This window comes from Segatella copri (genome assembly GCF_019249765.2).
Lineage (GTDB): Bacteria > Bacteroidota > Bacteroidia > Bacteroidales > Bacteroidaceae > Prevotella > Prevotella copri_K.
In genome coordinates, this window is record NZ_CP152484.1 from 697,090 (window position 1) to 722,615 (window position 25,526).

Below are 25,526 nucleotides of genomic sequence, written 5' to 3' on the forward strand. Positions count from 1 at the left end.
CCTATGCCGTCATTAAAAGAGATTAAAACTCGCATAGCCAGCGTTAACAGTACCCGTAAGATTACGAGTGCGATGAAGATGGTGGCTTCCAGTAAGTTGCATCATGCTCAGGTAGCTATCCAGAATATGCTGCCTTATGGAAATATGCTGGAACATATCCTCAAGAGTTTCCTGGTAAGTACTCCGAATGTCGACCATCCGTTGCAGTTGGAGCACAAGGAAACCAAGCGTGTAGCTCTTGTGGTATACAGTTCTAACAGCAGCTTGTGTGGTGGATTCAATTCCAACGTTATCAAGATGATGATGCATGCGGTGGACGAGTATAAGGCTCAAGGCATTGACGACATCACGGTATATCCTATCGGACGAAAAGTGGCAGAGAAGGCACAGAAACTGGGTTTGAAGATTGGCGGTAATTTTAATGATCTTGCCGATCATCCTCATGCCAGCGCCTGTGCAGATATCGCCCATTCACTTGCCAAGCAGTATGCTGCTGGTGAGCTCGATAAGGTGGAGATGATTTATCATCACTTTAAGAGTGCCGGTTCACAGATTCTGACCCGCAAGACTTTCTTGCCTATTGACCTCAGCACTGAGTCGATAGGAGTGGACAACGATCGTGACCTTACCTCTAATGTGGCTACGGCAAAGGCTCAGGAATATCTGCGCCAAAAGCAGGCTGAAGCTGACGGACGCCAGAGTTCTGAGGCAAAACCTCTGAATGATGACTTCATTGTAGAACCAGACTTGGAGACTGTTTTGGGAGTCTTGATTCCTAAGCAGCTTCGTCTGATGATTTATACAGCGTTGCTGGATAGCCAGGCGAGTGAGCATGCTGCCAGAATGGTGGCCATGCAGACCGCTACGGATAATGCCGATGAACTCTTGCGCGAACTCAACTTGCAGTACAACAAGAGTCGTCAACAGGCCATTACCAATGAATTGCTTGATATTGTGGGAGGTAGCGTAAACAACTAAGTTTCCTTCCATCTGTATAATGTTTAATCGGGGTAAATCACTTATTGAAAGAGATTTATCCCGATTTTATGTTTTGTATGCAAATAAAACAGTAAAATTAACGAATATTAAGAAAGTAGCTTAAAAAACTAATTTTAGCTAAAGTTGTACTAACATTCTTTCGTTTTTTTTTTTTTTTGTTAACTTTGCGGCGCGTTTGAGAACTAAACCAGGAAATATGAGGCTTAGTTACCCAAATGGGATTGCGGGTACAGCATCGCCTGGATCAGGGTTGCTCCGAACGACAGAAGCTTTACGAGAAGTATACTGTCTCAATCTCCTTGCTGCTTGTGACGACTCGTTTCGACATAAGGGGGAAGAGAAAATGTGTCTGTATAAGAATACTTAAAATGAAAGAATGGACAATTCAATAAAAGATATCAATCATTCTCTAAGCATACAAGCCGAGACTCTTGGCGAACTAGCCAAGACAGAGGCATCATGGTATGCCATGCGCGTGTTCATGAACAAAGTGGCGCTTTGCCGAGACTTGTTCAACCTGTTCAACAACGTGCTTAAGGATCCTGACCAGATGAAAAACACATTCCCCGAAGATATGATGGGCGATGTGATGGAATATTACGCCCCCTTCGTAAAAGAGAGACATGTAAACAGCCAAGGCAAGAAGATTGTGGTGGAGCGCCCACTCATACCCTCGCTTTTCTTCATGCGCAGCAACAAGCGACAGGCGCTATGCCTGGAGCGGGAACTGTGTGGCAAGGCAAGGCTATATCGCCAGCTGGTGGACTTCGACCCACAGCCCATCGCCATTCCCAAGCGACAGATGCAGATGTTCATGATGGTTTCGTCGGGCGATCAGAAGGGGCTGGAATATTTCGAGGATGGAGCCTTCAACTGGAAGAAAGGTGAACGTGTCAGGGTCATCGACGGCAGGTTCAAAGGTCTGGAGGGCGAAATCAAGCGCATCAATGGCGACCATCGGCTCATCGTGTCGATAGAGGGAATCTGTGCCGTCGCCACCACTTATATACCAAGATGTTTTCTAGAAAAAATATAAATAATATGAAATATCGTAAATCATTGCTTTCTGGAGCTATTTGCACGGGACTTCTTGTCCTGTCAGCTTGTGGAACCCCAAAACAAATAGCGTATTTCCAGGATTTTAACCAAAATCCTGATACGCTGGTTAATCTGAAAAGTGCGGTGATCACCGCCAAGCCAACAGATAAACTCTACATCGGCGTGAAGAGCAAGGATCCACAGATCACACAGCTCTTCAATCTTACGGGAACCGCCACCAGCTACTCTACGTCGACCATCGCCAAGGATGCCTATTATTATACGGTAGACAGCAAGGGCAACATCGACTTTCCTGTGCTGGGCACCCTGCATGTGGCAGGTCGTACCCGAGAGCAGATTGCCGAGGAAATCAAGAAAGTTCTGGTGGAGCGCAACTTGGTGAAGGATCCCGTGGTGACCGTCAGCCTGACAAATCTCCACTATTCGGTGATGGGTGAGGTGGCACACCCTGGACAGTATGAAATCGAGGACGAGAAAGTGACTATTCTCGATGCCCTTAGCAAGGCGGGCGACCTGACCATCTATGGCACCCGTGAAGACGTGATGGTGTTGCGCCAGGAAAACGGCCACCAGAAGATATACAAGATCAATCTCTGCTCGGGAAACAGCGTGTTCAACAGTCCGGTATATTACCTGCAGCAGAACGACGTGGTTTACATCAGCCCCAACAAGACCAAGGCTCGCCAGAGCACGGTCAATGGCAACAATGTCAGGAGCACGGGCTTCTGGATTAGCCTTGCCTCACTTGCCACCAGCGTGGCAGTACTTATCAAGAAATAATGTAAGAGTAGAGTGAACACTCAACATTCAACACTCAACATTCAACATTCAACATTCAAATTCAATGATTCAGAATAATCAAGCGACGATGCAGAATGCTCTGGGTCGTCGCCCCCAGCAGGCAGAAGACTTCATTCGTCTGCAAGACTTAATGTATCTGTGCCTTGTGCGCTGGCGATGGTTTGTCATCTCGCTCGTCGTCACCCTAGGCATAGCCACTTATTACCTCCTCTCCACGCCGTGTGTCTATCAGCGCACTGCATCCATCCTCATCAAGGAAGACGGCAAGAGCCAGAGCATCAACAGCGATGTGGCCAGTATGTTCTCCGACATGGGACTCTCGGGAGGCAAGTCGAACGTCAACAACGAGTTGATTGCCATCCAGTCGCCAGCCGTCTTGCTGGAGGCAGGCAAGCAGCTCAAACTCGACGTAAACTACAGTGAAGACGGTACCTTCCATCCTGTGGCTCTCTATGGCAGAACGCTGCCTGTAACCGTTCATTTCTATAGCTTGAACGATATGCAGAGCGCCAATTTGGATGTAGAGGTAAAGCATGGCAACCTGTTTTCTATCGTACATGTGAGTGGCACCGACAAGGCTGGAAACCAAGTGGAATCGGACGAGGAGGTACAGGGCAAGCTGGGCCAGACCGTCCGCACGGCGATGGGCTATGTATGCGTAGACCAGGCATCGGGCTATTCAGCCTTCGTCAATGGACATGAGAGCAGGAAACTGCATGTGACTCGCACCAACCTCTATGCCATGACCGACCATATCAAGGCATCGCTCTCGGCAAGCATCAGCGAGGAGAAGGCAACAGTTATCGACCTGACCTATAAGGACCAGCTCACCCAGCGCGCCGAGGACGTGCTGAACACCATCATCTCCGTATACCGCAAGAACTGGATGGAGGACAAGAACCAGATGACCGTCTCCACCTCCCATTTCATCACCGAGCGCCTGGGCGTCATCGAGCGAGAACTGGGCGACGTAGACAAGGACATCTCCTCGTTCAAGAGCCGCAATCTGCTGCCCGACGTAGAGACCGCCGCACAGCAATACATGCAGAAGAGCGGCGACGTAGACAAGCAGATACTCGAGCTGAACTCACGCCTCTCCATGGCACGCTACCTGCGCAACTTCCTGACGGGCAAGGTGGGCAAGAACCAGCTCCTGCCAGCCAATATCGGCATCGACAGCCCGGGCATCGAGCAGCAGATTACCGAATACAACAAGCAGCAGCTGGAGCGCAACAACCTGGTGGCTAACTCCAGCGAGCAGAACCCATTGGTGGCTGACTATGACCAGAGCCTCGCCTCCATGCGCCATAGCATCGTAACCAGTATCGACAACTTCGTGGTGACACTCAACTCGCAGCTTGGCAACCTGCAGGCAAGCGAGGCGCAGACCACCAGCCAGATAGCCAGCAACCCTAGCCAGGCAAAGTACCTGCAAACAGTGGGTCGCCAGCAGAAGGTGAAGGAGGCGCTCTACCTCTTCCTCTTGCAGAAGAGAGAGGAAAACGAGCTTTCCAAGGCTTTCACCGCCTACAACACGCGCATCATCACCCCTCCTACGGGCGACATCAAACCAGTGCAGCCTGTGCGCCGCAACATCATTCTCGTGGCTTTCGTTCTCGGAGTCCTGATACCTGTGGTAGTCATCTTTATCCGTGAGAACATGAACACGACGGTGAGGGGCAGAAACGACCTCAAGAACATCACCATACCATTCCTCGGTGAAATACCATACAGCATCAGTCGCAAGAACAGACCAACTCTTCTGCAGCGCATCCAGTTCTGGAAGAAGCCGAAGGAGACGCGACAGATTGTGGTGGAGGCAGGCAAGCGCGACATCGTGAACGAGGCGTTCCGCGTGCTGCGCACAAACATGGAGTTTATGATAGGCACCCATCCCGAGCAGAACGTCATCATCCTTACGTCTTTCAACTCAGGCTCGGGCAAGAGTCACCTGGCAGGCAACATCGCCATGTCGCTCGCCATCAAGAAGAAACGAGTGCTCGTCATCGATGGTGACCTCCGCCATGGTTCCACATCCATGCTCGTGGACAGCCCTGGCGAGGGACTCAGCGACTATCTCAACGGCAGGACTGATGACCTGGAGGGCATCATCTGCCATGGCGAGGAGCATGGACTGGTGAAGGAATTCGACGTGCTGCCTATCGGTACCATGCCGCCTAACCCTACGGAGCTCCTCTTCACCGACCGTCTGGAGAAGATGATCAAGCAGATGAGGGGTGAGTACGATTATGTGTTCATCGACTGTCCACCAGTGGAAATCGTGGCAGATACCCAGATTATAGAGAAAGTTGCCGACCGCACCATCTTCGTGGTACGCTCGGGCTTGATGCAGCGCAGTATGCTGGGCGATATTGAGCAGCTCTACAAGGACAAGAAATTCAAGAATATGTCGCTCGTTCTGAACGGAACCAAGGCTCAGGGCGGCCGCTACGGCCACTACTATCGCTATGGCTACCACTATGGCTACGGCTACCACTACGGCTCCGACAAGAATGGGGGCAAAAATAGGAAAGTAGAAAATTGGATAAAAAAATAGGAAAATATGAATATATTCCGTGAGGCGTTCCGTTGGATTTGCAATCCGACGGCAAGCAAGAAAGCACCATCAGAGAGACTCCCCGGTGGCATCGACTGGCACTGCCACATCCTGCCCGGTGTGGACGACGGATTTCAAGAGGTAAAGAAGTCGTTGGAAATGTTGTGCCTTTACGAAGGCGCAGGCATGAGGGATGTCTGGCTTACGCCTCATATTATGGAAGACGTACCCAACGAGACCACCCATTTGCGCCAAGTATTTGCGAACTTCCAAAAACAATATCAGCAGGACTTCGCCGAGCGAAACCCTGCTGACAGAAAAATGCTCCGGCTGCATCTCGCAGCCGAAAATATGCTAGATGCGCTCTTCGAAAAGCGCCTGAAGGCAAACGACCTGTTGCCGCTGGGCGAGGATGGCAAGCTCCTGTTGGTGGAGACGAGCATCTTCTCTGCCCCGATGAATTTTCATGCCCTCCTGGAGCGCATCAAGAACAATGGCTACACGCCCGTGCTTGCCCATCCTGAGCGCTACCTCTATATGGAGAAGTGCGATTACGAGAAGCTCAAGTTGATGGGCATAAAGTTCCAGCGAAATGTGTTCTCGATAGATGGACAGTATGGCAAGAAGGTGCAGAAACGATGCAAGTGGCTCATGAAGAACGATATGTACGACTTCGTGGGCAGCGACTTGCACCGCCTGGGCATCTTCTGGCAATACTGGTAGAATTAGAACTTAAGGTTTAGTTACTGAGAATTTACTGACAGCTCTGTACGCAGAATGCGCTAGCTACGGCGGTAAGTACGGTGATGATGAAATTGATCACCTTCTTGATGGTTTCTTTTTTCATAGTTCAAATTAAAAATTCAACATTTAACATGAAGCATTAAAGTGGAAATTTTTTCGCTGCATCGAAGCAAGGGCATGCCTTCGGGGTGGTGCCCGGCAAGTCACGATGACCCACTATCTTAGCCTGTGGGAACGTAATCTTGAGCTTGCGCAGCAGATTCCACATTGTGTCATACTGGGCCCGGGTAAGGGTGTCGGCAGGACGCCCCTCGTCATCCAGCCCGCCCTCGTAGCAGATGCCGATGGAGCAGCGGTTGTATGGGCGGGCATGTGAGCCCACCTCCAGCAGCTTTCTGAACTGCGTGATGCTTCCGTCCTTGTGGACATAGAAGTGGTAGCCCACGGTGCGGAATCCACGCTTCTTGTGGTCGCGCATCAGTTGCTTGTCGGTGTAGTTACGGTCGGCACGTGTTGCCGAGCAATGAATTACGAGAAAACGGACGCTCAGAGGTGAGTCCATCATCTCGCCGTTCTCTGTGTAGGCGAGCAGGAGATGCTCATTGAGCACCTCCTCGCCGCCAATTGTCATCGGAAATCGATCTTGTGTCATTTTCGGTCAATATATTAAAAAAAACATGTTAAGGGGATTTGCAATCCCCGTTAAGAGATAACGGGGATATGCTATCCCGGTTACTCAAGTCCGTCGGATTCCGAATCGCTGCCTGGGTTAGTGTTGGAACCAGAGCCAGAGTCGCTCTTCCCAGTATCTCCCGATGGCGTAGTCGTTTCGGAATCGGTGGTGGTCGAAGACTTCTTTTTCTTAGCACCATACTTCTTCAAGTTGGCGTCGAGGTTGAGATTCACAGAGCGGAAGTCGCCCGTGGCGCGGGCTTTCATTCTTACTCCTTCGATGTTCTTAGATACGTTGAAGTCGTCGGCGTTCTCTGCACCCATCTTGTTCTTGATGCTGATGTAGAAGATGGCGAGGTTGTCGAGCTTTACATTCTTGCCCATGAGCAGGAGCTCCTTGATGTGGGTCACGGCATCGATGAGGATGCCCTTGATGGTCCCGGCTGAGAATGGAGAGTTGTGACCATGCATGTGGTCGGCGAGCTCATCGAGATCTACAGTTTCACTAATGTGGGGCTTGGCGTAGTACTTGCCATAAGCCTTCACGTTCTTCTTGTTGTTGTTCTTCTTTAAATCGTACTCAATCATAAGGCTAATAAATTGTTTTATGGTTCGTGTTTCATGTATTAAAGCGCTGCGCAGTGCTTGTTTCTTGTTTACGGTTGCAAAGATACGACTTTCATAAGAGGCTTCTGTACGATAGGGGTGAGATAGGGATACGATGGGGCATAAAACTGGAAAACTCAGTATTATGGCTCGCCCAGATACTCATAGATGAGCAGCGTCTGGCGCATGGTGAAGGTCTTCGCCAACCGTTCGTAGCCCTCTCTTCGCAAGGCTTCAAGCAGAGGCGGACAGTGGTTTACCATTCGCATCAGGTGGTTTAGTGCCACGTGTTTCGACTGCTCCGGAAAGTAGAGCTTGGCAAGCTCGAATTTTTTGTATATCTTGATTTTCATATAGATTTGACTTTTATGAATCGCGGTAATAATACTTAGCGTTTCTCTTGATGATACTTAGCGTTGCTGGCAATGCTGGTTAGCACTTGCCAGAATGCTGCTTATTGTTGGTCAGAACCATTCTGGCTATCCGTAGCTATGGTTCTGTATGGTTTCAAGTACGTTTCTGCGCATTCGTTTGGACTGCAGATCGCCTCGGTGTTGATTTCTCCCGGATTCTTCTCTATCACGAGCCATCCGTTACCTTTGGCGCGGTGTACCTTCTTGAAGCCCAGTCGCTGCATCACGGCGCTCAGGTTCTGGTGACTCATGTTGCGGCTCAGGGCGGGACTTCCGCCTATGCGCTCCATGATTTCCGATGAATAGCGGAACTTTACATATTGAGGGTCGGTGTCTGATTTCGGCACCTTGTAGAAGCGCAGTATCTGGTCTTCCATGAAGTTGGAAACCATGAACATGCCGTTGTGCTCCCTCATTACGTCTATGTCGACGGTGGTGAGCCAGTATACCCATCCCTCTTCCTGGTTCTTCACCCGATTGGTTACCTCTTGTCCCAGAGCTACAGCCTGGGCATAGACGTGCTGGTAGTCGATGGGTGTCTCCCTAGGGCTCTCGATATTGTCTACGAACCATGGTGAGTAGCGGCGGTTCTCCTCGTCGGTGATGATCTGTATGCTGTTGCTGGTGCCACAGAGGGCACCACGGTGCAGCAGTTCTGAACGATACTTGTCGTAGGGGCGGCGGATGGAGAACACCAGCTTGGTGACGTTGCTCTTGAGGGCGCTCAGCCCCTTGCCGAAGGTAGACTCCAGCTCGTCGAGGCATATGAGTGCCTTGCTTGAGAAAGCCTCCATGAAGTCCTTGTCGGTATAGTTGGCGGTTGACTCGTTGATGAAGTACTGGCGCAGGCATGGTGGCAGGATATAATAGAAGAATGTGGTTTTGTTGATGCCACCCCTCCCGATGAATATCAGGATGGTCTGGCTCACCACTCTCGGCGATACCCATGCCACCACCATCGATACGAGCCATTTCTTGAAGAAGTATCTGAACTCTTCCTGTGAGTGGTGGTAGCCAGGACAATAGTTGATGGTTACCCGGTTGGCAAGCTCGTCGATGTAGTCGGTCTTTCCGTCCCATTTGGGCAGACTCCTGAGATATTCGTCGAAGGGATCCCAAGGCTCGCTGAAGTCGCTGTTGATGATGGCGTGCAGCTTGATGGCGGTCACTTCGAGTCCCATCTCGTCCATCTGGGTCCAGATGGTGTTCTCTATGTTGTCGTCGATGCGGGTCCACTTATGGTATTTGCCTTTGATTATATCGCGGCTCAGCACCTCGTGGAATCCTGTCACCTCATTGTGGTGAAACTCGTATCTCATCGAGAGCCACTGCTTGATTACCTTGACAGTCGGCTTACCCGAGAAGCCCTCGCCTTTGCGGTAGAAGTGCCAGGTGCCTAGCTTCTCGGTGTGCTTGTAGCATGATTTCATCACGCTGTCAGCATCGGGATAGTCGGAGCTGAAGTTGCTCTTGGCGTAGGTCATTGCCTCTTCCTTGTCTATGCCATAGCGCACGCACACCTTGCCGAAGTGGAGCACATACTCGTTGTGGGCACCGCTCTCAAACTTGTAGCCCCACGTGTCGAGTAGGTTCAGTATGTGCTGCGCTGCCTCGTCCATCGAGGGAACCCCCTTGCCCAGTGCCACCATCTTCTGGCTGTTTCGCTTGCGCTTGCTGGCACGTTTGGCATATTTCGCCTCGTTGGCCTTCTTGGTATAGAGCGCCTTCAGGTCATGGGTGTTCAAGCCGAAAGGCTCTGCGTCCCAATGGAAGTAGGCGGTAGGGTCGTGGGCGAGTCCGCACATCCGGGTGATGTCTACGCATTGCTCGTCGGCAGGCACGCCTAGCAACTTACTGTAATAGCTCATCGCCTTGCGTATGATCACATCGAAAAGTTCCAGTGCGGTCACCTCGTCGTCATCTATGGGCAGGTATCTGGAGATGATGCGCAGGCCCCGTTGGCTCACGGTGATGAACCTCATCATGGTGTGAGGGTCGGCGTCCGCCTTCTGTACGACCTCCTTCATCTTTTCTGCAGGAATCTTGTCGATGTCCACGGCGATCATCTGGGTGGTCTTCACCACGTTGCGCAGTTCCTTGCCCCGTCCGTCCATGAGCACGGAGGTAGTGATGCCTGGCATCATCACCTTGGTTTGATGAGCGAGCTCGCTGCTGATGCGCATGTTCTTGCGGTAGTCTTCGGTACGAGCCTGGGTCATGGCGTCGAGGGTGATGATTCGCTGCAGTTCATCAAGACTGATGAGTTGTCTGCTTTCGCTGGAGGCGATAGCATAGAAGAAAGATGGTAATACCATTTCCTGTCTTTGTTGTTGTTCTTTTGTTGTCATTTTTAAGCCAATGATTAGAAGTTGATGTAAAATTGAATCATACAGATTCCGCCGCAAAGCTAAGCATAAAATTTGGCATTGAAAACAAAAAGTTCCGATTTTGGAACATAACATAAAATTTTCAGTATGTTTTTCAAAAAAATCAAAAGTGAAGTCATGGGAATCAAGGATTCCTACGACTACAGACGGACATGATTTCTGTCCACAAGTGTTTTAATCTTTTAGTCCACAACGTGTTCTGGGCTATGCGTGAAGAACTGAAGGAAGACCGTTTTGAGGGTGGTCTTACTGAGGAGGAGAAGCATTGGGCTTCCACCAAGTCAGCCATCCGCAAGGAGTTCCGGCTGTCTGATGCGTACACCAAGAGTCTGGAGGCGATGGACCGCGATGTTTCCATCGACGACTACTGGGGCGCGATACGTTGGATGGAGTCGTTGGTTGGCGAGGCTCACAGAGACGAGCTGCTTCGTCTGATTGACGGGTTGCTGGAACCATTGTCGCCGAAATGAGCGATTTTTAGATTAGCAAACAAACTGTGAAGTGTGAAGGGGGTATATGAACTTTAGCGTGAAAAGAGTGTTAAAAAGAAGGCATAACTATCTGATACCCTTTCTCTTTATCTTTTGCGCACGATGTATATACAAAAGTTCTTATACACCCCCTTCACACCCACCCAAACATACAAACGAGAAGTAGTGATCGTAAAAGTCTGTGAAAATCTGACCGAATAGGTCTCATCTGCGGATAAGAATAGTAGAAGGAAAATCTGCATCATCTGCGCTATCTGCGTGACTTTATTCAAGACCGGACAGGTCTCAGAAAATCTGTGTTCATCTGTGCAATCAGTGGGACAATGTTAAAAACCAGAAATTCTTTGGCAATTTCAGATATTTCCCTTATATTTGCAGCAAGTTAAAATAAATAGGAGATAAAATTATGAGTACCGCAATATTATCAAATGGCACAAGCTATTACATCCCTCAGTCGGATTTGTCATTCTTTACAGAGTTGGCAGAAAGAATGAAATGGCAAATCGTAAGCAAGGTTAAGAAGACTGATAGAACAGCCAAACTTAATCAGGCTATGGCTCTTATGGATACGATGATGGTGAAGGGAGGAACGCCAGTTCCAGCAGATGCTGACGGTTTGGATATTTTGACAGAAGAGAAGTATAGCCTATGAAAGTTTATGTAGATACAAATGTCTTGGTGGATTTTGTTTGCAATCGCCAGGGTTTTGTCGAAGAGGCCAAGAAGCTTTTTGCTCATGGTTATATGGAAGAATATGAACTAATGACATCTGCTTTGTCTATTGTCAATGCTGTGTATATAGGTCATAAATTTAAGCATAATGACATTGAGGAATGCCTTATTAAAGTGGCTTCATTTGTAGACGTTGTAGACCTACGTGGGCAGGTAGTTGTTGATATGCTTTCTTCTGATTGGAAAGATTATGAGGATGCGACTCAAAATGCCTCTGCAATTTGGGCGGAGGCAGATTGTATTGTAACTCGCAACAAGAAAGATTTCAAAGATTCTTCGGTTCCTGTTTATACGGTAACCGAATTCTTTGGTGTATTTGGTATCAAATAGCATTAGTACAATTCTCATATAGTATTCATCATCAAAGAGCAATAAAACAGAATCTTTCGTATGAGAACCCTACAATGCGCTAGCCGACAAACACTCGCCGATTAGGCGTTAAACAATCGCAACTCTGTTGCGTAAGCACTCTCAGCCAGCCCCTTGCGGGCACAGGCTCCGCTGGCTGACCAAAACTCTGGCAGAGCTATAGCATCGCCAGCTACATCCCTTGCCCTTATGCTAAGGGTTTCTGTCCCCTACAAGGGGAACCGAAGGGGTCGTAAAGACTATTGAAGGGCTTGGGAGTGGGATAAGGACCCCCTCTTTGCAAGAGGGGGACAGGGGAGTCGAAAAATCTCTTATAATATCAAATTCAGACTATTTTTTACTCAATCAATATCCAGGTAAGAATACCCTAAAGACAATTCTTATCTGGTAAGGACTCTATGTCCTTCATTTCCGATACGAACCAATTATATTGTTAGAAATAACAAAAAATATATATAACGAGAAGTAGCTTAGTAGTGTGGGCGCTACATAATCACCCGCAACGCATCCTGTAGTTCTCTTTCGGAAACTGACCCACCGAAAGAGGCTCAGGATGCTTATTATTCAAAAACTTAAAACAATGCGTAATTTTAATCAATTAAAAATTGCCGTAGCCGGAACCGGTTACGTAGGACTCAGTATTGCTACGCTTTTATCCCAACACCATGAGGTAACAGCAGTAGATGTAATTCCCGAGAAAGTAGATAAATTGAATCATCATATATCTCCGATACAAGATGAGTATATCGAAAAATATCTGGCAGAGAAACCTCTGCATCTCACTGCCACATTGGATGGCAAGTCTGCTTATAAAGATGCAGACTTCGTAGTTATTGCAGCACCAACGAACTACGACCCAGTGAAGAACTTCTTCGATACCACTCATGTAGAAGAAGTTATCGACTTGGTGCTGGAGGTTAATCCCGATGCAGTGATGGTAATCAAGAGTACCATCCCTGTAGGTTACACTCGAAGCCTATATCAGAAGTATGCCCAGAAGGGAGTGAAGCAATTCAATCTTCTTTTCTCCCCGGAGTTCCTCCGAGAGAGCAAGGCACTCTATGATAATCTCTATCCAAGCCGCATCATCGTAGGTTATCCTAAGCTGATAGATCGTCCTGAGTTCTCAGAAGAAAATGAGGCAATCTTGAAGGTTACTGATGTAGAAAAGTTGAAAGAAGCAGCTAAGACTTTTGCCGCTTTGCTTCAGGAAGGAGCCATTAAGGAGAATATCGATACTCTATTCATGGGCATGAAGGAGGCGGAAGCCGTGAAGCTATTCGCCAACACCTATCTTGCATTAAGAGTAAGCTATTTCAATGAATTGGATACATACGCCGAAGTCAAGGGCTTGGATACCAAGGCAATCATTGATGGCATAGGTCTTGACCCACGTATTGGAACCCATTACAACAACCCAAGTTTCGGCTATGGTGGTTATTGCCTACCAAAGGATACCAAGCAGCTTCTGGCAAACTATGCCGATGTTCCTGAGAATCTGATAGAAGCAATTGTTGAGAGTAACCGTACAAGAAAAGACTATATTGCAGATGCCGTGCTCAGAAAGGCTGGCTATTATAATGAGAATAGTAGCTATGATGCAAGCAAGGAGCACAACTGTGTGATAGGAGTTTATCGCCTGACGATGAAGAGTAACAGCGATAACTTCCGCCAGTCTGCCATACAGGGCATTATGAAGCGAATCAAGGCAAAGGGTGCTGAGGTTATCATCTACGAGCCAACTTTGGAAGATGGCAGTACCTTCTTTGGAAGCAAAGTAGTAAATGATATGGCAGCATTCAAGGCACAGAGCCAAGCCATCATTGCCAACCGCTATGATGCTTGTTTGGATGATGTACAAGATAAGGTATATACACGAGATATATTTAGAAGAGACTAGTTATGGTAGATTATAATATTAGTCTAGATGGTAAGACCATCTTGGTGACAGGTACTGCCGGATTCATCGGCAGCAATCTTGTAATGCGCCTTTTTAATGATGCTAAGAACATCAAGGTAATCGGTATTGATAGCATTACGGATTATTATGATGTGAACATCAAGTATGAGCGATTGAAGGAGATTGAAGCTTTAGGTAAGGATTGGACATTCGTTCATGACTCCATTGCCAACAAGGAAGCTGTAGAGGAAATCTTCTCAAAAAACAAGATTTCTGTAGTGGTGAATCTTGCAGCTCAGGCAGGCGTACGTTATAGTATTACGAATCCTGATGCTTATATTCAGAGCAATCTCATAGGATTCTATAACATCCTGGAGGCTTGCCGCCATCACGAGGTAGAGCATCTGGTTTATGCTTCTTCTTCATCAGTTTATGGAAGCAACAAAAAAGTTCCTTATTCTACTGATGACAAGGTAGATAATCCTGTAAGTCTTTATGCTGCGACTAAAAAGAGTAACGAGTTGATGGCTCATGCTTACTCTAAGCTTTATAATATCCCAAGCACTGGTTTGCGTTTCTTCACCGTTTATGGTCCTGCTGGTCGTCCAGACATGGCATATTTCTGTTTTACGAATAAACTGGTAAAAGGTGAAACTATCAAGATTTTCAATTATGGTAATTGCAAGCGTGATTTCACCTATATTGATGATATTGTAGAGGGTATTGTAAGAGTGATGCAGCATGCGCCGGAGAAACAGAATGGTGAGGATGGTCTGCCTATCCCTCCATACAAGGTATATAATATAGGTAACAGTCACCCAGAGAATCTTTTAGATTTCGTTACGATTTTACAGGAAGAGTTGATTCGTGCTGGTGTGCTTCCTAAGGATTATGACTTCGAGGCGCATAAGGAGCTGGTGGCAATGCAGCCAGGCGATGTGCCTGTAACCTACGCTAATACTACACCATTGGAGCAAGACTTTGGGTATAAGCCAGATACGTCGCTTAGAGAGGGACTTAGGGCGTTTGCACAGTGGTACAAGAGATATTATGTGAGAAAATATAGTTAAAATAAATATATTCATTGAACACTAATTACGTGATTTTTATGATTGCTTCAAAACAAGATTTAAAAATATATTTAGATGCGGATAGAAGGGCAAACCATATTTCCGGTTTGTCTTTGTTTTTTAATAAGACATGGCGTTACTTAAAGTATATGAGGAAGATAGAATATCTTACCAATTGTAGACAAGGAAAATTGTCCAAAATATTACTCTTATGGTATCGTTACAAGTTTAGGAATCTTAGTGTTTTAACTGGAATCTCTATACCTCCTAACACCTTTGGCAAAGGTTTATATATTCCTCATTATGGTGCTATAGTAGTGAATGGTACCGTTCGTTTTGGAGATAATTGTGTCATTCAGAATGGTGTTAATGTCTCCGATAAGGTCTGGGGGGGCAACATTGTTACCTTGGAGCTGGCGCAAAAATCTTAATAGGAGTTCATCTTGGAAACCATACTATAGTTGGTGCTAATGCTGTAGTTACTAAGTCTTTTGATGAAGAGAATGTCGTATTGGCAGGTGTTCCTGCTCGAATTATTTCCCACAAAGGATTTAAGGATAGGAAAACCGTTTGATAAAGTAGCAAATGATTTATTTAATTCTTATATTATTGTTTCTATTTCCCGTATATGCTTGTGATTATAAATTGTGGAATTACGGGAACAGTTATGAGAGAGGGAATACATATAAAGGATATTACTTTTTTCTTTATATTGTGGTCGTGTTGTTCTTGGGACTGAGAAATTATGTTGGTGGCGATACAATCGGTTATATGGATATGTGGAAAAAGATTCCTTTTCTGGAAGGACTTTCTAAATTTGACTTTTTGCACGCCAAGTATGCTCCTATGTGGTATATAACCAACAGTTTTTGTAAAACCATCAATTTTAATTTCTATTCATTCCAAATATTTCATGCAATATTAGTTAATGGTGTCATATTTTACATAGTTAGTAAGTATTGTCAGTATCGTTTTACGGTAATTTTCTTCTATGTTGTTGCGACATTGCTTTATTTCAACTGTGAGATTCTCAGAGAGTCACTCAGTCTTAGTTGTGGCTTACTGGCAATGAATCATTATAAAGAAAAGAGATGGTTGCAATATTTCTCTTGGAGCTTGTTTGCTCTGTCTTTTCACAAGTCTGGCATAGTGTTATTGGTAATCCCTTTTGTGTATAGGTATTCTGCATCAACTATTAATTATAAACAACTTCTAATTCTGTTGATTGTTGGTTTTATTTTCAGTAGTTTTTTGCTTAAACATATTGTAGGAAGTTTCTTGCCATTTTTTTCAGATTCTTTTGAGGAATATTCTCAAATGAAAAGGGCAACTATTTTTGGTAGTATTAGGTCTTGTTTGATTGTGTTATTAGTAGCTTATATAGTGAAACAGTATGAGACAGCTAATAGCAATATGTCTGCGACAGTTATTGTAGGAGCAAAGTTTTATTTACTGACACAGACTTTAGGACTTTTTCTACCTATTTTTTCCACTCGTTTTGCAAATTACTTTCAGATATATTATTTAATATTATTGGGTGATTTTATCTGGAACCACTATGGAGCGAAGAAAATATTAATTTTTGCCTTATATGCTAATTTTATATTTGGTGTCGTAAAAAATCAGGCAAGAGATGTATCAGACTGGGTAAGTTCTACTTCCCATGGTTATTATTTTTACCAAAGATATTACCCATATTACTCAATTTTTGATGATATTTCTTATGATGAGTTAAACCATAGAAAGAATATTTATTATCAAGAACGTTTAAATCGATTAAAGCACGAATAATGAAACAGCATGTATTGTTAGTAGATTTTAGCTTTGCTAAATATACGCACAGCAGTCAGGTGAGTTGCGTTTCGAGTTTCTTACCTCCACCTATATGGAAGAGACTTCTTAGCTTGTTTACACATAAATTATATTTGGAAGATAATCCTAATTTGGAAAATGTGATCCAACAAATGGATGTTATCATTCTATTTGACACACGAAAGAATTATGACGAGGTAGCTAGACGTATAGAAAGAGTTTGTAGTCCAACTGCAAGATTAATATTTTATTCTTGGAATCCACTCTGCGAGTCTAAAGCTCATTCTAGATTAAGTGAAAGGTGGATTAAAGCGACTTTTTCAAAAAAAGATGCTGCTTGTGCTGGATTCATTTATGTAGGTTCATTTTATTTCAAAAACGTATTAACAGAAAACGTATTAACAACTAAATGGGATGGGCTTTTCATAGGGCAAGATAAGGGGAGAAGAGAAATGCTTTATAAAGTTGCAAGTTTATATAGGAAGAACCGATTACAGTCGAGAATTATTTTAGTTAATAACCGTAAGGCTTTGTTTAGCAGAAGATATTCTTGGCATATTGATTATAATGTAGTATGCAAAAATGTTCAAGCAAGCAATTCTGTTATTGAGATTCTTCAGGAAGGACAAGAAGGAATTTCTTTGAGAGCTTTTGAATCTATGTTTTATGAGAAGAAATTAGTCACCAACAACCAACATATTGTCAATTACGATTTTTACAATTCTCATAATATTTTTATTCTAGGTAAGGATGATGAATCTGGTTTTAAGGCTTTTATTCAATCTCCTTATGTAAAATTAAGTGACGCTATCGTTGAGAAGTATAAAATGGCAAGTTGGTTGAATAGAATGTTAAGTTTATGAATTCAAATAAAAAAAGTTTCCTTAAGACTTCTGCTTATGCCGTGTTTTCACAAGTTGTATCCTTGTGTTGTGGGCTAGTTACATCTTTATTGCTTCCAAAAATTTTAGGAATCGAACATTTTGGTTATTGGCAATATTTCTTCTTGTGTAGTAGTTATGTAGGGCTTCTTCATTTCGGCTTTAGTGATGGTATATATTTGGCTTTGGGCGGTAAGAAGTTTTCCGAAATCAACAGGAAACAGTATTATCCCCAATTGCTGTTGGTGTCGTTTCTTCAAATGGTCATAGCCTTATTGGTTGCTCTATATTCGTACCTGTTTCTGAAAGGCGCTTATCAGGTTGTTTTTTATTTCCTCGGTGTTTATATCATTGTTGAGAATGTATATAAGTTGTTGTCGTTTGTCTTGATGGCAACCGATAAAATGCGTTATTATTCCAAGACTGTTGTAATAGACAAGGTGACCTTCTTGGGGCTTTTGTTTGTGTTTCTGGTTCTCTTTAACAAAGATTCATTTGTCAATGTTATTTTCTCTTATCTTTGTGCCCGTTTCATAGCCCTAGCATTTGTTTCCACTTGCTTTGGGGGAGTCTTCGATTTCACAGTCACATCCAATTTGTTTGCCAGAAATAATCTACGTGCTACATGTGGAAATATGATAGTGGGAATATCGTTGACAATTTCCAATTTGTTGAGTACCTTCATCATAGGCTCTGGTCGTTTCTTTGTAGAGCATAATTGGGGTATTTCTGTTTTTGCCAAGATATCGTTTGCAGTATCTTTGTCTATGTTCGTTTTGACATTCATTTCACAGATAGGGTTAGTTTTGTTCCCATACCTTTGCAGTATGGAAAAGGATAGACAAAGGCAGCTGCTGGATATGCTAACTTTTGTTATAGGACTCTTTGCGATGGTTTGCTTTATCGGCTTCGTTCCTCTGTCATTGATAATAAAGACTTGGATACCAAAGTATGTGGACAGCCTGAGCTATTTGATGATTTTATGTCCTATAGCTCTTTTTGAGACGCGGATGGTATTGGTTTTTGGTACCTATTTCAAGACGTTCAGAAAGCAAATTGTATTGTTGAAAATCAATTTGGCTTCAGTGCTGTTTGCTGTTTTCTTTTATTATCTGTCTTCGAATGTGGTGAATTGTATTAATATGCTTGTTGTGGGTATGTTGGTTAGTATCATGTTGAGAAGTTATTTGTGTCAGTTTTATCTATATCGTTATTTGAACGTTAAATTGGATAGGTTTGTAATTTGCATGGAAATACTGACCTCTGTTTTTATGATTCTTGCTTATAATCTGTTTGCAAGTATGTTACTGTTTTCTTTGGTCTATGTCGTTTCTTTGACTATTCTGGCATTAGTTCGTAAAGAGAAAATCAAATATAGTTATTTATTAATCAAATCTTGATGGAAAAGTTGCTTTTTATTGCTTCCATTCAATATGGAGAACCTCCTACTGGTGGTGGGGCGCAAGTCAAAAATCAATTGTTGTTGGCACATCTTAAAAAGTATTATGACGTGAGGTTCTTTGATACTTGGAACAAGAGTTCTATTGTCTGTTTGTTGTCTGCCCTAGTTTATGTAATTCTTTATAAGTGTAAATGCGTGTTGTCTATCTCTGGGCGTGGTGCTTTGTGGTTAGGCAAGATCTTGAAAATCTTGCATGTTCATAGACAAGTCATTTACTTTGTTATTGGAGGAGACTTGGGAAAAAAAGTAGAGGGGCATTTGAATAATGTCCCTGTATTAAAATCATTTCATAAGATTTTAGTACAGGGACATTACATGAAGGTTCAGCTTAACAATGTGGGGCTGAGCAATGTAGAAGTCTTGCCTAACTTTAAGCCGATAGGAGAGTTGCCTGCGAAAAGAAATCGCCCAACTGGGGGCATTAAGTTCGTCTTTCTAGGACGTTTGATAGAGGAGAAAGGTGTTGGCTTGCTCATAGATGCTTCAAGAAAATTGTATGAAGAATATGGCAAGAAATTTTCAGTGACTTTTTACGGCTCGCAAACAAATACATATTCACAGGGATATTTTGATACCTTAGCTTGTGATAACATTTCGTATGGTGGCTTCTTAAACTTAAAGTCGAAAGAGGGATTGGAACAACTTTCTGAATATGACGTGATGGTCTTCCCTACATATTTTGAGGGTGAGGGATTTCCTGGTGTGTTGATTGATGCGTTCAAGGCTGGTCTTCCTGTGATAGCTTCAGATTTCCATGCCAATCCAGATGTTATTTCAAACCCTGCATTAGGTGTGCTCGTAAAGCCAAAAGATGTCGATAGTTTGAAATCAGCAATGCTTGGATTCATAGAAAACCCTTCAAGAATACCGTCTATGTCTATGGCTGTTCAAAAGGATGTATGCAAATATGACATAGACAAGGTGTTAAACAAGGAAAATATTAACAGAATCTTTGAAAAATGATACAAAGCAAACGTTTGCTATGGGCCGATTCTCTCAAGGGATGGCTCATGATACTTGTAGTTTTCGGGCATGCCATGCAATCGGTAATGCCAGATGGGTGTTTTCACAACCATTTATGGAACATGATTTATTCCTTTCACATGCCAGCTTTCATGGCGGTAAGTGGCTATTTCGCCTGTCGGGTGCATAGATATGGGGGGGGGCAAATCGCTGTGCTCTAGACGATTCCTTCAACTGATGATGCCGTATGTGGCATGGTCGGCTACAAAGTATGGAATATCAGGTGATTATACCTTGATAAGAGTGGTGAATATGGTACTCTATCCAGATACTTCGTTCTGGTTCTTATGGGTGTTGTTTTTTATCAATTTAATCTTTATCTTCAGCCAATGGTTAGCATCGAAATTAAATATTGATGAACTGGTGATGATAGCACTATCAAGCTTGCTGCTTCTGGGCATCATGGTAGGAATGGAAATCCGTATGTTCGGCTTTCAGTTTATCGCTTACTATTTCGTGTTTTATACTATGGGCTATTGTATCCACCTTTTTCCGAGGTTGCAGATTGGAAATGGGGTGGTGCTTGGACCGTTGTTGATATGTTGGACTCTGCTAGCCTGGTCATGGAATATGCACGAATTGCCAATGTGGATACCTGCCATACCGCATATAGCGAGTTCCTTGTTGCAATATGCGTATCGAGGTGTGACTGCGTTGCTGGCTATCTTGTTCTTGTTGGGGATGGCTCCCAAGTTTTTGAATGCTGCATGTAGATTGAATGGGTTCCTATGTGAGATAGGTATGGTATCGCTAGGTTACTATACTTGTCATATTACCATCAATGGATGGGTCGTATATGGGGTGAGAAAACTATTGCCTACAGGAAGCGATGCTGTTATTGTCGGTCTTAGTTTTGTGTTATGCTTGTTTCTGACGTTCTGCATCGTAGAAGGTTTGAAGAAAAATAAAATCACAGCCAAAGTTCTTCTTGGCAAATTATAAGCAAAAAATGAAAATCGTAAATATATTGGGTGGATTAGGTAATCAAATGTTCCAGTATGCTCTTTATCTCGCATTGCGAGAAAAGTTTAAAAATGAAGTTGTAAAAGTTGATAGGTCATGTTTTAAAGGTTATCCATTACATAATGGCTTTGAATTGGATAAAATTTTTCAGGTAGATTGTGAATTTGCTAATTGGAAGGATTTAGTTCGTGTTTCATATCCATACTTAAATTATCGCTGTTGGCAAATTGGGAAATGTTTTTTGCCAAGGAGAAAAACAATGTGTATAGAACCCAAAAATATGGATTTAAAACAAGATATTTTTGATATTCAACATGATTGTTTTTATGACGGATATTGGCAACATGAGGAATATTTTAAAGATATAAGAAGTGTGATATTAAAGGCTTTTACTTTTCCAATTTTGAAAGATAAAAATTTAGAGATTTGGAAAGTTGTTCAAAAAAGTAATAGTGCTTCTATTCATGTGAGGAGAGGAGATTATCTCAATCATCCTTATTATAAGGATATCTGCGAATTGGATTATTACCATAAAGCGATTCAATATTTGAAGGACGTGGTGGCACCTGATGTCTTCTTAGTATTTTCTAATGATACCGAGTGGTGTCGAAATCATTTGCAGAGTTTGTTGAATGATGTTCAAGTAATCTATGTAGATTGGAACACAGGTAGTAATAGTTATATCGATATGCAATTGATGAGTGGATGTAAATATAATATTATAGCTAACTCTTCTTTCTCATGGTGGGGAGCGTGGTTGAATACTAATGAAGATAAAATTGTAATAGCTCCCAAAAAGTGGATGAATATAGATCTCAAAGTCGATCCGATCTGTACAAGTTGGAAGCGGATATAGTTTAATTATGGATACACAATATTCAGTTTTACTCTCCTTGTATTATAAGGAGAAGCCGGAGTATTTAAGGGTATCGTTAGATTCCATCTTTAATCAGACTCTTGTATCTGATGATGTGGTTCTGGTAGAAGATGGCAGGCTAGGAGATGCTTTGGAGAATGTAGTGAAGGAGTATGAGGAGCGGTATCCTCAGCTCCATGTAGTAAGATTCGAAAAGAACCGAGGACTTGGATTCGCACTGAATGATGGTCTTACCTATTGCAAGCATGAGCTTGTGGCACGTATGGATACCGATGATATTGCCAAGCCGCATCGTATGGAGAAACAGTTTGCTTTTATGCAGGCTCATCCTGAAATCGGTATGATAGGCTCTTGGATAGATGAATTCATCACTGATATTCATCAGATAGAGAGTGTGAGAAAGGTGCCTGAACATCCCAAGGAGGTAATGGAATACGCAAAGAAGCGGTGTCCGGTGAATCATCCTACTGTAATGTATCGAAAGTCTGAGGTGCTAAAGGTGGATGGTTATCAAACTCAATATTTCCCAGAGGATTATTTCCTCTGGATTAAGATGCTGATGGCTGGATGTCAAGTCTATAATATGCAGGAAAGTCTTCTCTGGTTCAGGTATGAACCGGAAACATTCAAGAGAAGAGGAGGATGGAAATATGCTTGTGACGAGGCTATCACGCAGTATCATATTCTGAAAATGGGTTTTATCTCTTTTCCTCGTTTCGTAATGAATGTGTGCATCAGATTTACTGCCCGCATCATTCCAAATTCTCTAAGATCTCTAATATATACGAGACTATTAAGAAGATAACAAGTATTTGTTCTATCAACATTTAATAATTTATAGAATTATGATGATTCAACCAATTTATATTTTCCTGCTAGTAGCACTTGTTGTGTCTGTCACCATCGCCATGCTTGTGCTGCCTAACATCCTCCTTATCTCGCATAAGAAGAAACTCTTTGATATGCCGGATAAGAGAAAGGTGCATCATGCGCCGATTCCGCGACTGGGCGGACTCTCGTTCTTCCCAGTGATGCTGATTACCATGGGCGGTCTGGTGCTGATATACCATCTGATGGGACTGAGCAGCGGATCGATGCACGGGGAGGTGCCTTATGAGTTTTTGGCACTGCTGGTGGGTAGCATGATGCTGTTCCTGGTGGGACTCGCCGACGACCTGATTGGAGTGGGGTACAAGAAGAAGTTCCTGGTGCAGATTGTGGCGGCATCGCTGCTCGTGGCTTCGGGTGTGTGGATCAAGTCGCTCGACGGACTCTTCGGAATCTATCAGCTGTCGCCCTGGGTGGGCATGCCTTTCACCGTGCTCATCGTGGTGTACGTAACCAATGCCATCAACCTGATTGACGGCATCGACGGACTGGCTTCCGGACTCTGCGGCATCTCGCTGGTGGCGCTGGCGGGGCTGCACATCTGGCTCCATCTGTTTTCCTTCGCCCTGCTCTGCATTGCGGCGCTGGGTGTGATCATCCCTTTCTGGTTCTACAACGTGTTTGGAAATGCCATGAGGGGCAGGAAGCTCTTTATGGGCGATTCGGGTTCGCTGTCGCTGGGCTACATCATCAGTTTCCTGATGATTCACCTGAGCACGGTGGATGTGAGCCCACATGTGGTGTCTGACTACAACATGGTGTTTGCCTTTACCACGATGCTGGTGCCGCTGCTCGACGTGGTGAGAGTGGTGGCCCACAGACTGAGAAACAAGAAGAATCCGTTCTTGCCCGACAAGAGCCATATCCATCATAAGCTGCTGAGATGCGGACTGAGGGTGAGACAGGTAATGGTGGCTATCTGCGTGCTCTCGCTGATGTTCATCCTGCTCAACTTCCTGATGATCGGCCACGTGAACATCACGTATATCCTGGCCATCGACATCGCTGTATGGATAGTGTTCCACCTGGTGCTGGATGTCATCCTACACACCAGGAGGGCGGAAATGGATATTTAATCCTCTATATTTAAAACTATGCTATTCCCGGCTCGGAGATTCAAAAAGGAATCTCTGGGTCGGGATTATTTTTTTGTTAAAATCGTAGAAATGCTTGGTTGTTTCGGGGATTTGATGTATATTTGCAATTCATTAGACAGCGTTTGATTATGGCAAGAAAATTATATCCTATAGGAATTCAGACATTTGAACGGATCCGCAAGGAGGATATGTTCTATGTAGATAAGACGGAATACATCTATCGTATGACACATACCGATGGAACGTATTTCTTCCTGAGCCGACCACGCCGTTTCGGCAAGTCGCTGCTGGTTTCCACCTTCAAGAGTTATTTTGAGGGCAAAAAGGATCTCTTCGAGGGACTTGCCGTCGAGAAGCTGGAGAAGGAGTGGAACGAGTATCCTGTGCTGCACTTCAGTTTGGCTGGAGGCAAACATATGGAGAAGGAACAGCTGGATCGATACCTCTTATATATATTAAAGGAAAATGAGGATAGGTTTGGAGTAGATTGTGATTCTCCAGATCCGAACGTCCGTTTGCTCAACTTGATAAAATCAGTTACTGCACAGACAGGCAAGCAGGCGGTGGTGCTCATCGATGAATATGATGCACCGCTGCTGGATGTGGCTCACGAGAAGGAAAAACTCGATGTTTTGCGCAATACGATGCGCAATTTCTACAGTCCCTTGAAAGATTGCGAGCCATTGCTGCGCTTCGTCTTCCTTACGGGCATCACGAAGTTCTCACAGCTCAGCATCTTCAGCGAGCTGAATAATATCAAAAATGTGAGCATGGACGAACCTTATGCCGGCATCTGCGGCATCACCAAAGAGGAAATGCTTACACAGATGAGTGATGACATCGACGCTCTTGCCGAGCATCTGAAACTGAGCAGGGAGGAGACCATACAGGAACTCAAAGATCATTATGATGGCTATCACTTCTGCTGGCCATCGCCTGATGTCTTCAATCCTTACAGTCTGCTCAATTGCTTTGCTGATGGCAGAGTGGATGATTACTGGTTCGGATCGGGTACTCCTACCTATCTCATCAATATGATGAGAAAGTATGATTTCTTGCCTGCAGACCTTGGCGAGACCATAGAGGTGGGCAAGAAGGACTTTGATGCCGCCACCGAAACGATGACCACCATCATACCTTTGCTTTATCAGAGTGGATACGTCACCATCAAGGGATATGACAAGCCTACAAAATTGTATCAGTTAGCATTGCCTAACCAGGAGATAAGGGTGGGGCTGTATGGAAGCCTTTTGCCTCATTATCTGACGGACAAGTCGGCGAAGGCTAACACGACCATCGCCAAGATGTCGGTATTGGTGAAGAAGGGGGATATGGATGCAGCCTTCTGCCTGCTGAACGACTTTCTGGAGACTGTGCCTTACTGCGACAATACCAACTACGAGGGGCATTGGCAGCAGACGCTCTACATCATGTTTGCCCTGCTCACCAACTATAGCATCCTAGTGGAACCGCATACGTCGATGGGTAGAATCGATATCACGATGGAGACCGCCGACACCATCTACGTGATGGAACTGAAATTCAACAAGAGTGCTGAGGAGGCTCTCGCCCAGATAGAGGCAAAGCACTATGCCGATGCCTACAAGATGAGCGGCAAGAAGGTGGTGAAGATAGGCTTGAACTTCTCGGTGAAGGACGAGGTGAACAGCTTAGAATGGAAGATTGTATCTTAAGACAGGATTGTATCTTGAGGCAAGACAAG

27 protein-coding genes are annotated in these 25,526 nt (G+C 44.4%); 22 read left to right on the forward strand and 5 right to left on the reverse strand.

Features of this window, described 5'->3' with window-relative positions:
• The first annotated feature begins 3 nt into the window (after positions 1 to 3).
• From KUA46_RS02895 to KUA46_RS02915, 5 genes are all read left to right on the forward strand, one after another.
• Complete coding sequence (locus KUA46_RS02895; protein WP_153093380.1) at positions 4 to 978, forward strand: F0F1 ATP synthase subunit gamma; 975 nt, start codon at positions 4 to 6, stop codon at positions 976 to 978.
• A gap of 397 nt (positions 979 to 1,375) precedes the next feature.
• The gene (locus tag KUA46_RS02900; protein WP_153137723.1) at positions 1,376 to 2,035 is read left to right on the forward strand and encodes a UpxY family transcription antiterminator; all 660 of its coding nucleotides are present in this window, start codon (positions 1,376 to 1,378) and stop codon (positions 2,033 to 2,035) included.
• 5 nt (positions 2,036 to 2,040) lie between these two features.
• Positions 2,041 to 2,838, forward strand: coding sequence for a polysaccharide biosynthesis/export family protein (locus KUA46_RS02905; protein WP_218487083.1), 798 nt, complete (start codon positions 2,041 to 2,043; stop codon positions 2,836 to 2,838).
• A 64-nt stretch (positions 2,839 to 2,902) separates the two neighbouring features.
• Complete coding sequence (locus tag KUA46_RS02910) at positions 2,903 to 5,416, forward strand: GumC family protein (protein WP_256625040.1); 2,514 nt, start codon at positions 2,903 to 2,905, stop codon at positions 5,414 to 5,416.
• A gap of 6 nt (positions 5,417 to 5,422) precedes the next feature.
• Positions 5,423 to 6,139 (forward strand): tyrosine-protein phosphatase, encoded by a 717-nt coding sequence (locus KUA46_RS02915; RefSeq protein ID WP_228114864.1) that lies wholly within the window; start codon positions 5,423 to 5,425, stop codon positions 6,137 to 6,139.
• A 31-nt stretch (positions 6,140 to 6,170) separates the two neighbouring features.
• Here the strand turns inward: KUA46_RS02915 and KUA46_RS02920 are convergent, their stop codons facing one another.
• The 5 genes from KUA46_RS02920 to KUA46_RS02940 all read right to left on the reverse strand — a co-directional run bounded on the left by KUA46_RS02920 (position 6,171) and on the right by KUA46_RS02940 (position 10,199).
• Positions 6,171 to 6,263 (reverse strand): smalltalk protein, encoded by a 93-nt coding sequence (locus tag KUA46_RS02920; protein ID WP_153073356.1) that lies wholly within the window; start codon positions 6,261 to 6,263, stop codon positions 6,171 to 6,173.
• Between the two features lie 36 nt (positions 6,264 to 6,299).
• On the reverse strand, positions 6,300 to 6,812 hold the full coding sequence (locus tag KUA46_RS02925) for an N-acetylmuramoyl-L-alanine amidase (protein WP_153137104.1): 513 nt from the start codon (positions 6,810 to 6,812) through the stop codon (positions 6,300 to 6,302).
• An 80-nt stretch (positions 6,813 to 6,892) separates the two neighbouring features.
• Positions 6,893 to 7,420: a DNA-binding protein gene (locus KUA46_RS02930; protein WP_153137106.1), complete on the reverse strand. Its 528-nt coding sequence runs from the start codon at positions 7,418 to 7,420 to the stop codon at positions 6,893 to 6,895.
• A gap of 161 nt (positions 7,421 to 7,581) precedes the next feature.
• On the reverse strand, positions 7,582 to 7,791 hold the full coding sequence (locus KUA46_RS02935; protein WP_117692838.1) for a DUF4248 domain-containing protein: 210 nt from the start codon (positions 7,789 to 7,791) through the stop codon (positions 7,582 to 7,584).
• A 101-nt stretch (positions 7,792 to 7,892) separates the two neighbouring features.
• Positions 7,893 to 10,199, reverse strand: coding sequence for a BT4734/BF3469 family protein (locus tag KUA46_RS02940; protein ID WP_218487082.1), 2,307 nt, complete (start codon positions 10,197 to 10,199; stop codon positions 7,893 to 7,895).
• A 245-nt stretch (positions 10,200 to 10,444) separates the two neighbouring features.
• On the opposite strand from KUA46_RS02940, the gene KUA46_RS02945 reads away from it, so the two are divergent.
• The 17 genes from KUA46_RS02945 (at position 10,445) to KUA46_RS03025 (ending at position 25,497) form a co-directional block, all read left to right on the forward strand.
• Positions 10,445 to 10,708, forward strand: coding sequence for a hypothetical protein (locus KUA46_RS02945; RefSeq protein ID WP_118079067.1), 264 nt, complete (start codon positions 10,445 to 10,447; stop codon positions 10,706 to 10,708).
• Between the two features lie 427 nt (positions 10,709 to 11,135).
• On the forward strand, positions 11,136 to 11,381 hold the full coding sequence (locus KUA46_RS02950) for a hypothetical protein (protein WP_117692841.1): 246 nt from the start codon (positions 11,136 to 11,138) through the stop codon (positions 11,379 to 11,381).
• Positions 11,378 to 11,791, forward strand: coding sequence for a type II toxin-antitoxin system VapC family toxin (locus tag KUA46_RS02955; protein WP_153139691.1), 414 nt, complete (start codon positions 11,378 to 11,380; stop codon positions 11,789 to 11,791). Before KUA46_RS02950 ends, KUA46_RS02955 begins: the two co-directional genes overlap by 4 nt.
• A 619-nt stretch (positions 11,792 to 12,410) precedes the next feature.
• Complete coding sequence (locus KUA46_RS02960) at positions 12,411 to 13,730, forward strand: nucleotide sugar dehydrogenase (protein ID WP_153139693.1); 1,320 nt, start codon at positions 12,411 to 12,413, stop codon at positions 13,728 to 13,730.
• 2 nt (positions 13,731 to 13,732) lie between these two features.
• The gene (locus tag KUA46_RS02965; protein WP_153139695.1) at positions 13,733 to 14,800 is read left to right on the forward strand and encodes an NAD-dependent epimerase/dehydratase family protein; all 1,068 of its coding nucleotides are present in this window, start codon (positions 13,733 to 13,735) and stop codon (positions 14,798 to 14,800) included.
• 38 nt (positions 14,801 to 14,838) lie between these two features.
• On the forward strand, positions 14,839 to 15,231 hold the full coding sequence (locus KUA46_RS02970; protein WP_153139697.1) for a serine acetyltransferase: 393 nt from the start codon (positions 14,839 to 14,841) through the stop codon (positions 15,229 to 15,231).
• A complete protein-coding gene (locus KUA46_RS02975) occupies positions 15,231 to 15,374 on the forward strand; it encodes a hypothetical protein (protein WP_264906774.1) in 144 nt (47 codons plus the stop codon). The genes KUA46_RS02970 and KUA46_RS02975 overlap by 1 nt, the downstream gene beginning before the upstream one ends.
• An 11-nt stretch (positions 15,375 to 15,385) precedes the next feature.
• Complete coding sequence (locus KUA46_RS02980) at positions 15,386 to 16,591, forward strand: EpsG family protein (protein ID WP_218487081.1); 1,206 nt, start codon at positions 15,386 to 15,388, stop codon at positions 16,589 to 16,591.
• Entirely contained in the window at positions 16,591 to 17,475 is an 885-nt protein-coding gene (locus KUA46_RS02985) for a hypothetical protein (RefSeq protein WP_118416160.1), read from the forward strand. The genes KUA46_RS02980 and KUA46_RS02985 overlap by 1 nt, the downstream gene beginning before the upstream one ends.
• Entirely contained in the window at positions 17,472 to 18,893 is a 1,422-nt protein-coding gene (locus tag KUA46_RS02990) for a lipopolysaccharide biosynthesis protein (protein WP_153137917.1), read from the forward strand. The genes KUA46_RS02985 and KUA46_RS02990 overlap by 4 nt, the downstream gene beginning before the upstream one ends.
• The gene (locus tag KUA46_RS02995; protein WP_153137915.1) at positions 18,893 to 19,918 is read left to right on the forward strand and encodes a glycosyltransferase family 4 protein; all 1,026 of its coding nucleotides are present in this window, start codon (positions 18,893 to 18,895) and stop codon (positions 19,916 to 19,918) included. The genes KUA46_RS02990 and KUA46_RS02995 overlap by 1 nt, the downstream gene beginning before the upstream one ends.
• 74 nt (positions 19,919 to 19,992) lie before the next feature.
• Entirely contained in the window at positions 19,993 to 20,139 is a 147-nt protein-coding gene (locus KUA46_RS03000; RefSeq protein ID WP_434725814.1) for a hypothetical protein, read from the forward strand.
• Positions 20,140 to 20,230: 91 nt separating this feature from the next.
• Positions 20,231 to 20,920, forward strand: a complete 690-nt coding sequence (locus KUA46_RS03005) for a hypothetical protein (protein ID WP_218487079.1) — start codon at positions 20,231 to 20,233, stop codon at positions 20,918 to 20,920.
• A 7-nt stretch (positions 20,921 to 20,927) separates the two neighbouring features.
• Positions 20,928 to 21,797, forward strand: coding sequence for an alpha-1,2-fucosyltransferase (locus tag KUA46_RS03010; RefSeq protein ID WP_153137911.1), 870 nt, complete (start codon positions 20,928 to 20,930; stop codon positions 21,795 to 21,797).
• 7 nt (positions 21,798 to 21,804) lie between these two features.
• On the forward strand, positions 21,805 to 22,623 hold the full coding sequence (locus KUA46_RS03015) for a glycosyltransferase (RefSeq protein ID WP_153137908.1): 819 nt from the start codon (positions 21,805 to 21,807) through the stop codon (positions 22,621 to 22,623).
• A 40-nt stretch (positions 22,624 to 22,663) separates the two neighbouring features.
• Positions 22,664 to 23,782 (forward strand): MraY family glycosyltransferase, encoded by a 1,119-nt coding sequence (locus KUA46_RS03020; RefSeq protein WP_218487078.1) that lies wholly within the window; start codon positions 22,664 to 22,666, stop codon positions 23,780 to 23,782.
• 149 nt (positions 23,783 to 23,931) lie between these two features.
• Complete coding sequence (locus KUA46_RS03025; protein ID WP_218487077.1) at positions 23,932 to 25,497, forward strand: ATP-binding protein; 1,566 nt, start codon at positions 23,932 to 23,934, stop codon at positions 25,495 to 25,497.
• Positions 25,498 to 25,526: the final 29 nt, after the last annotated feature.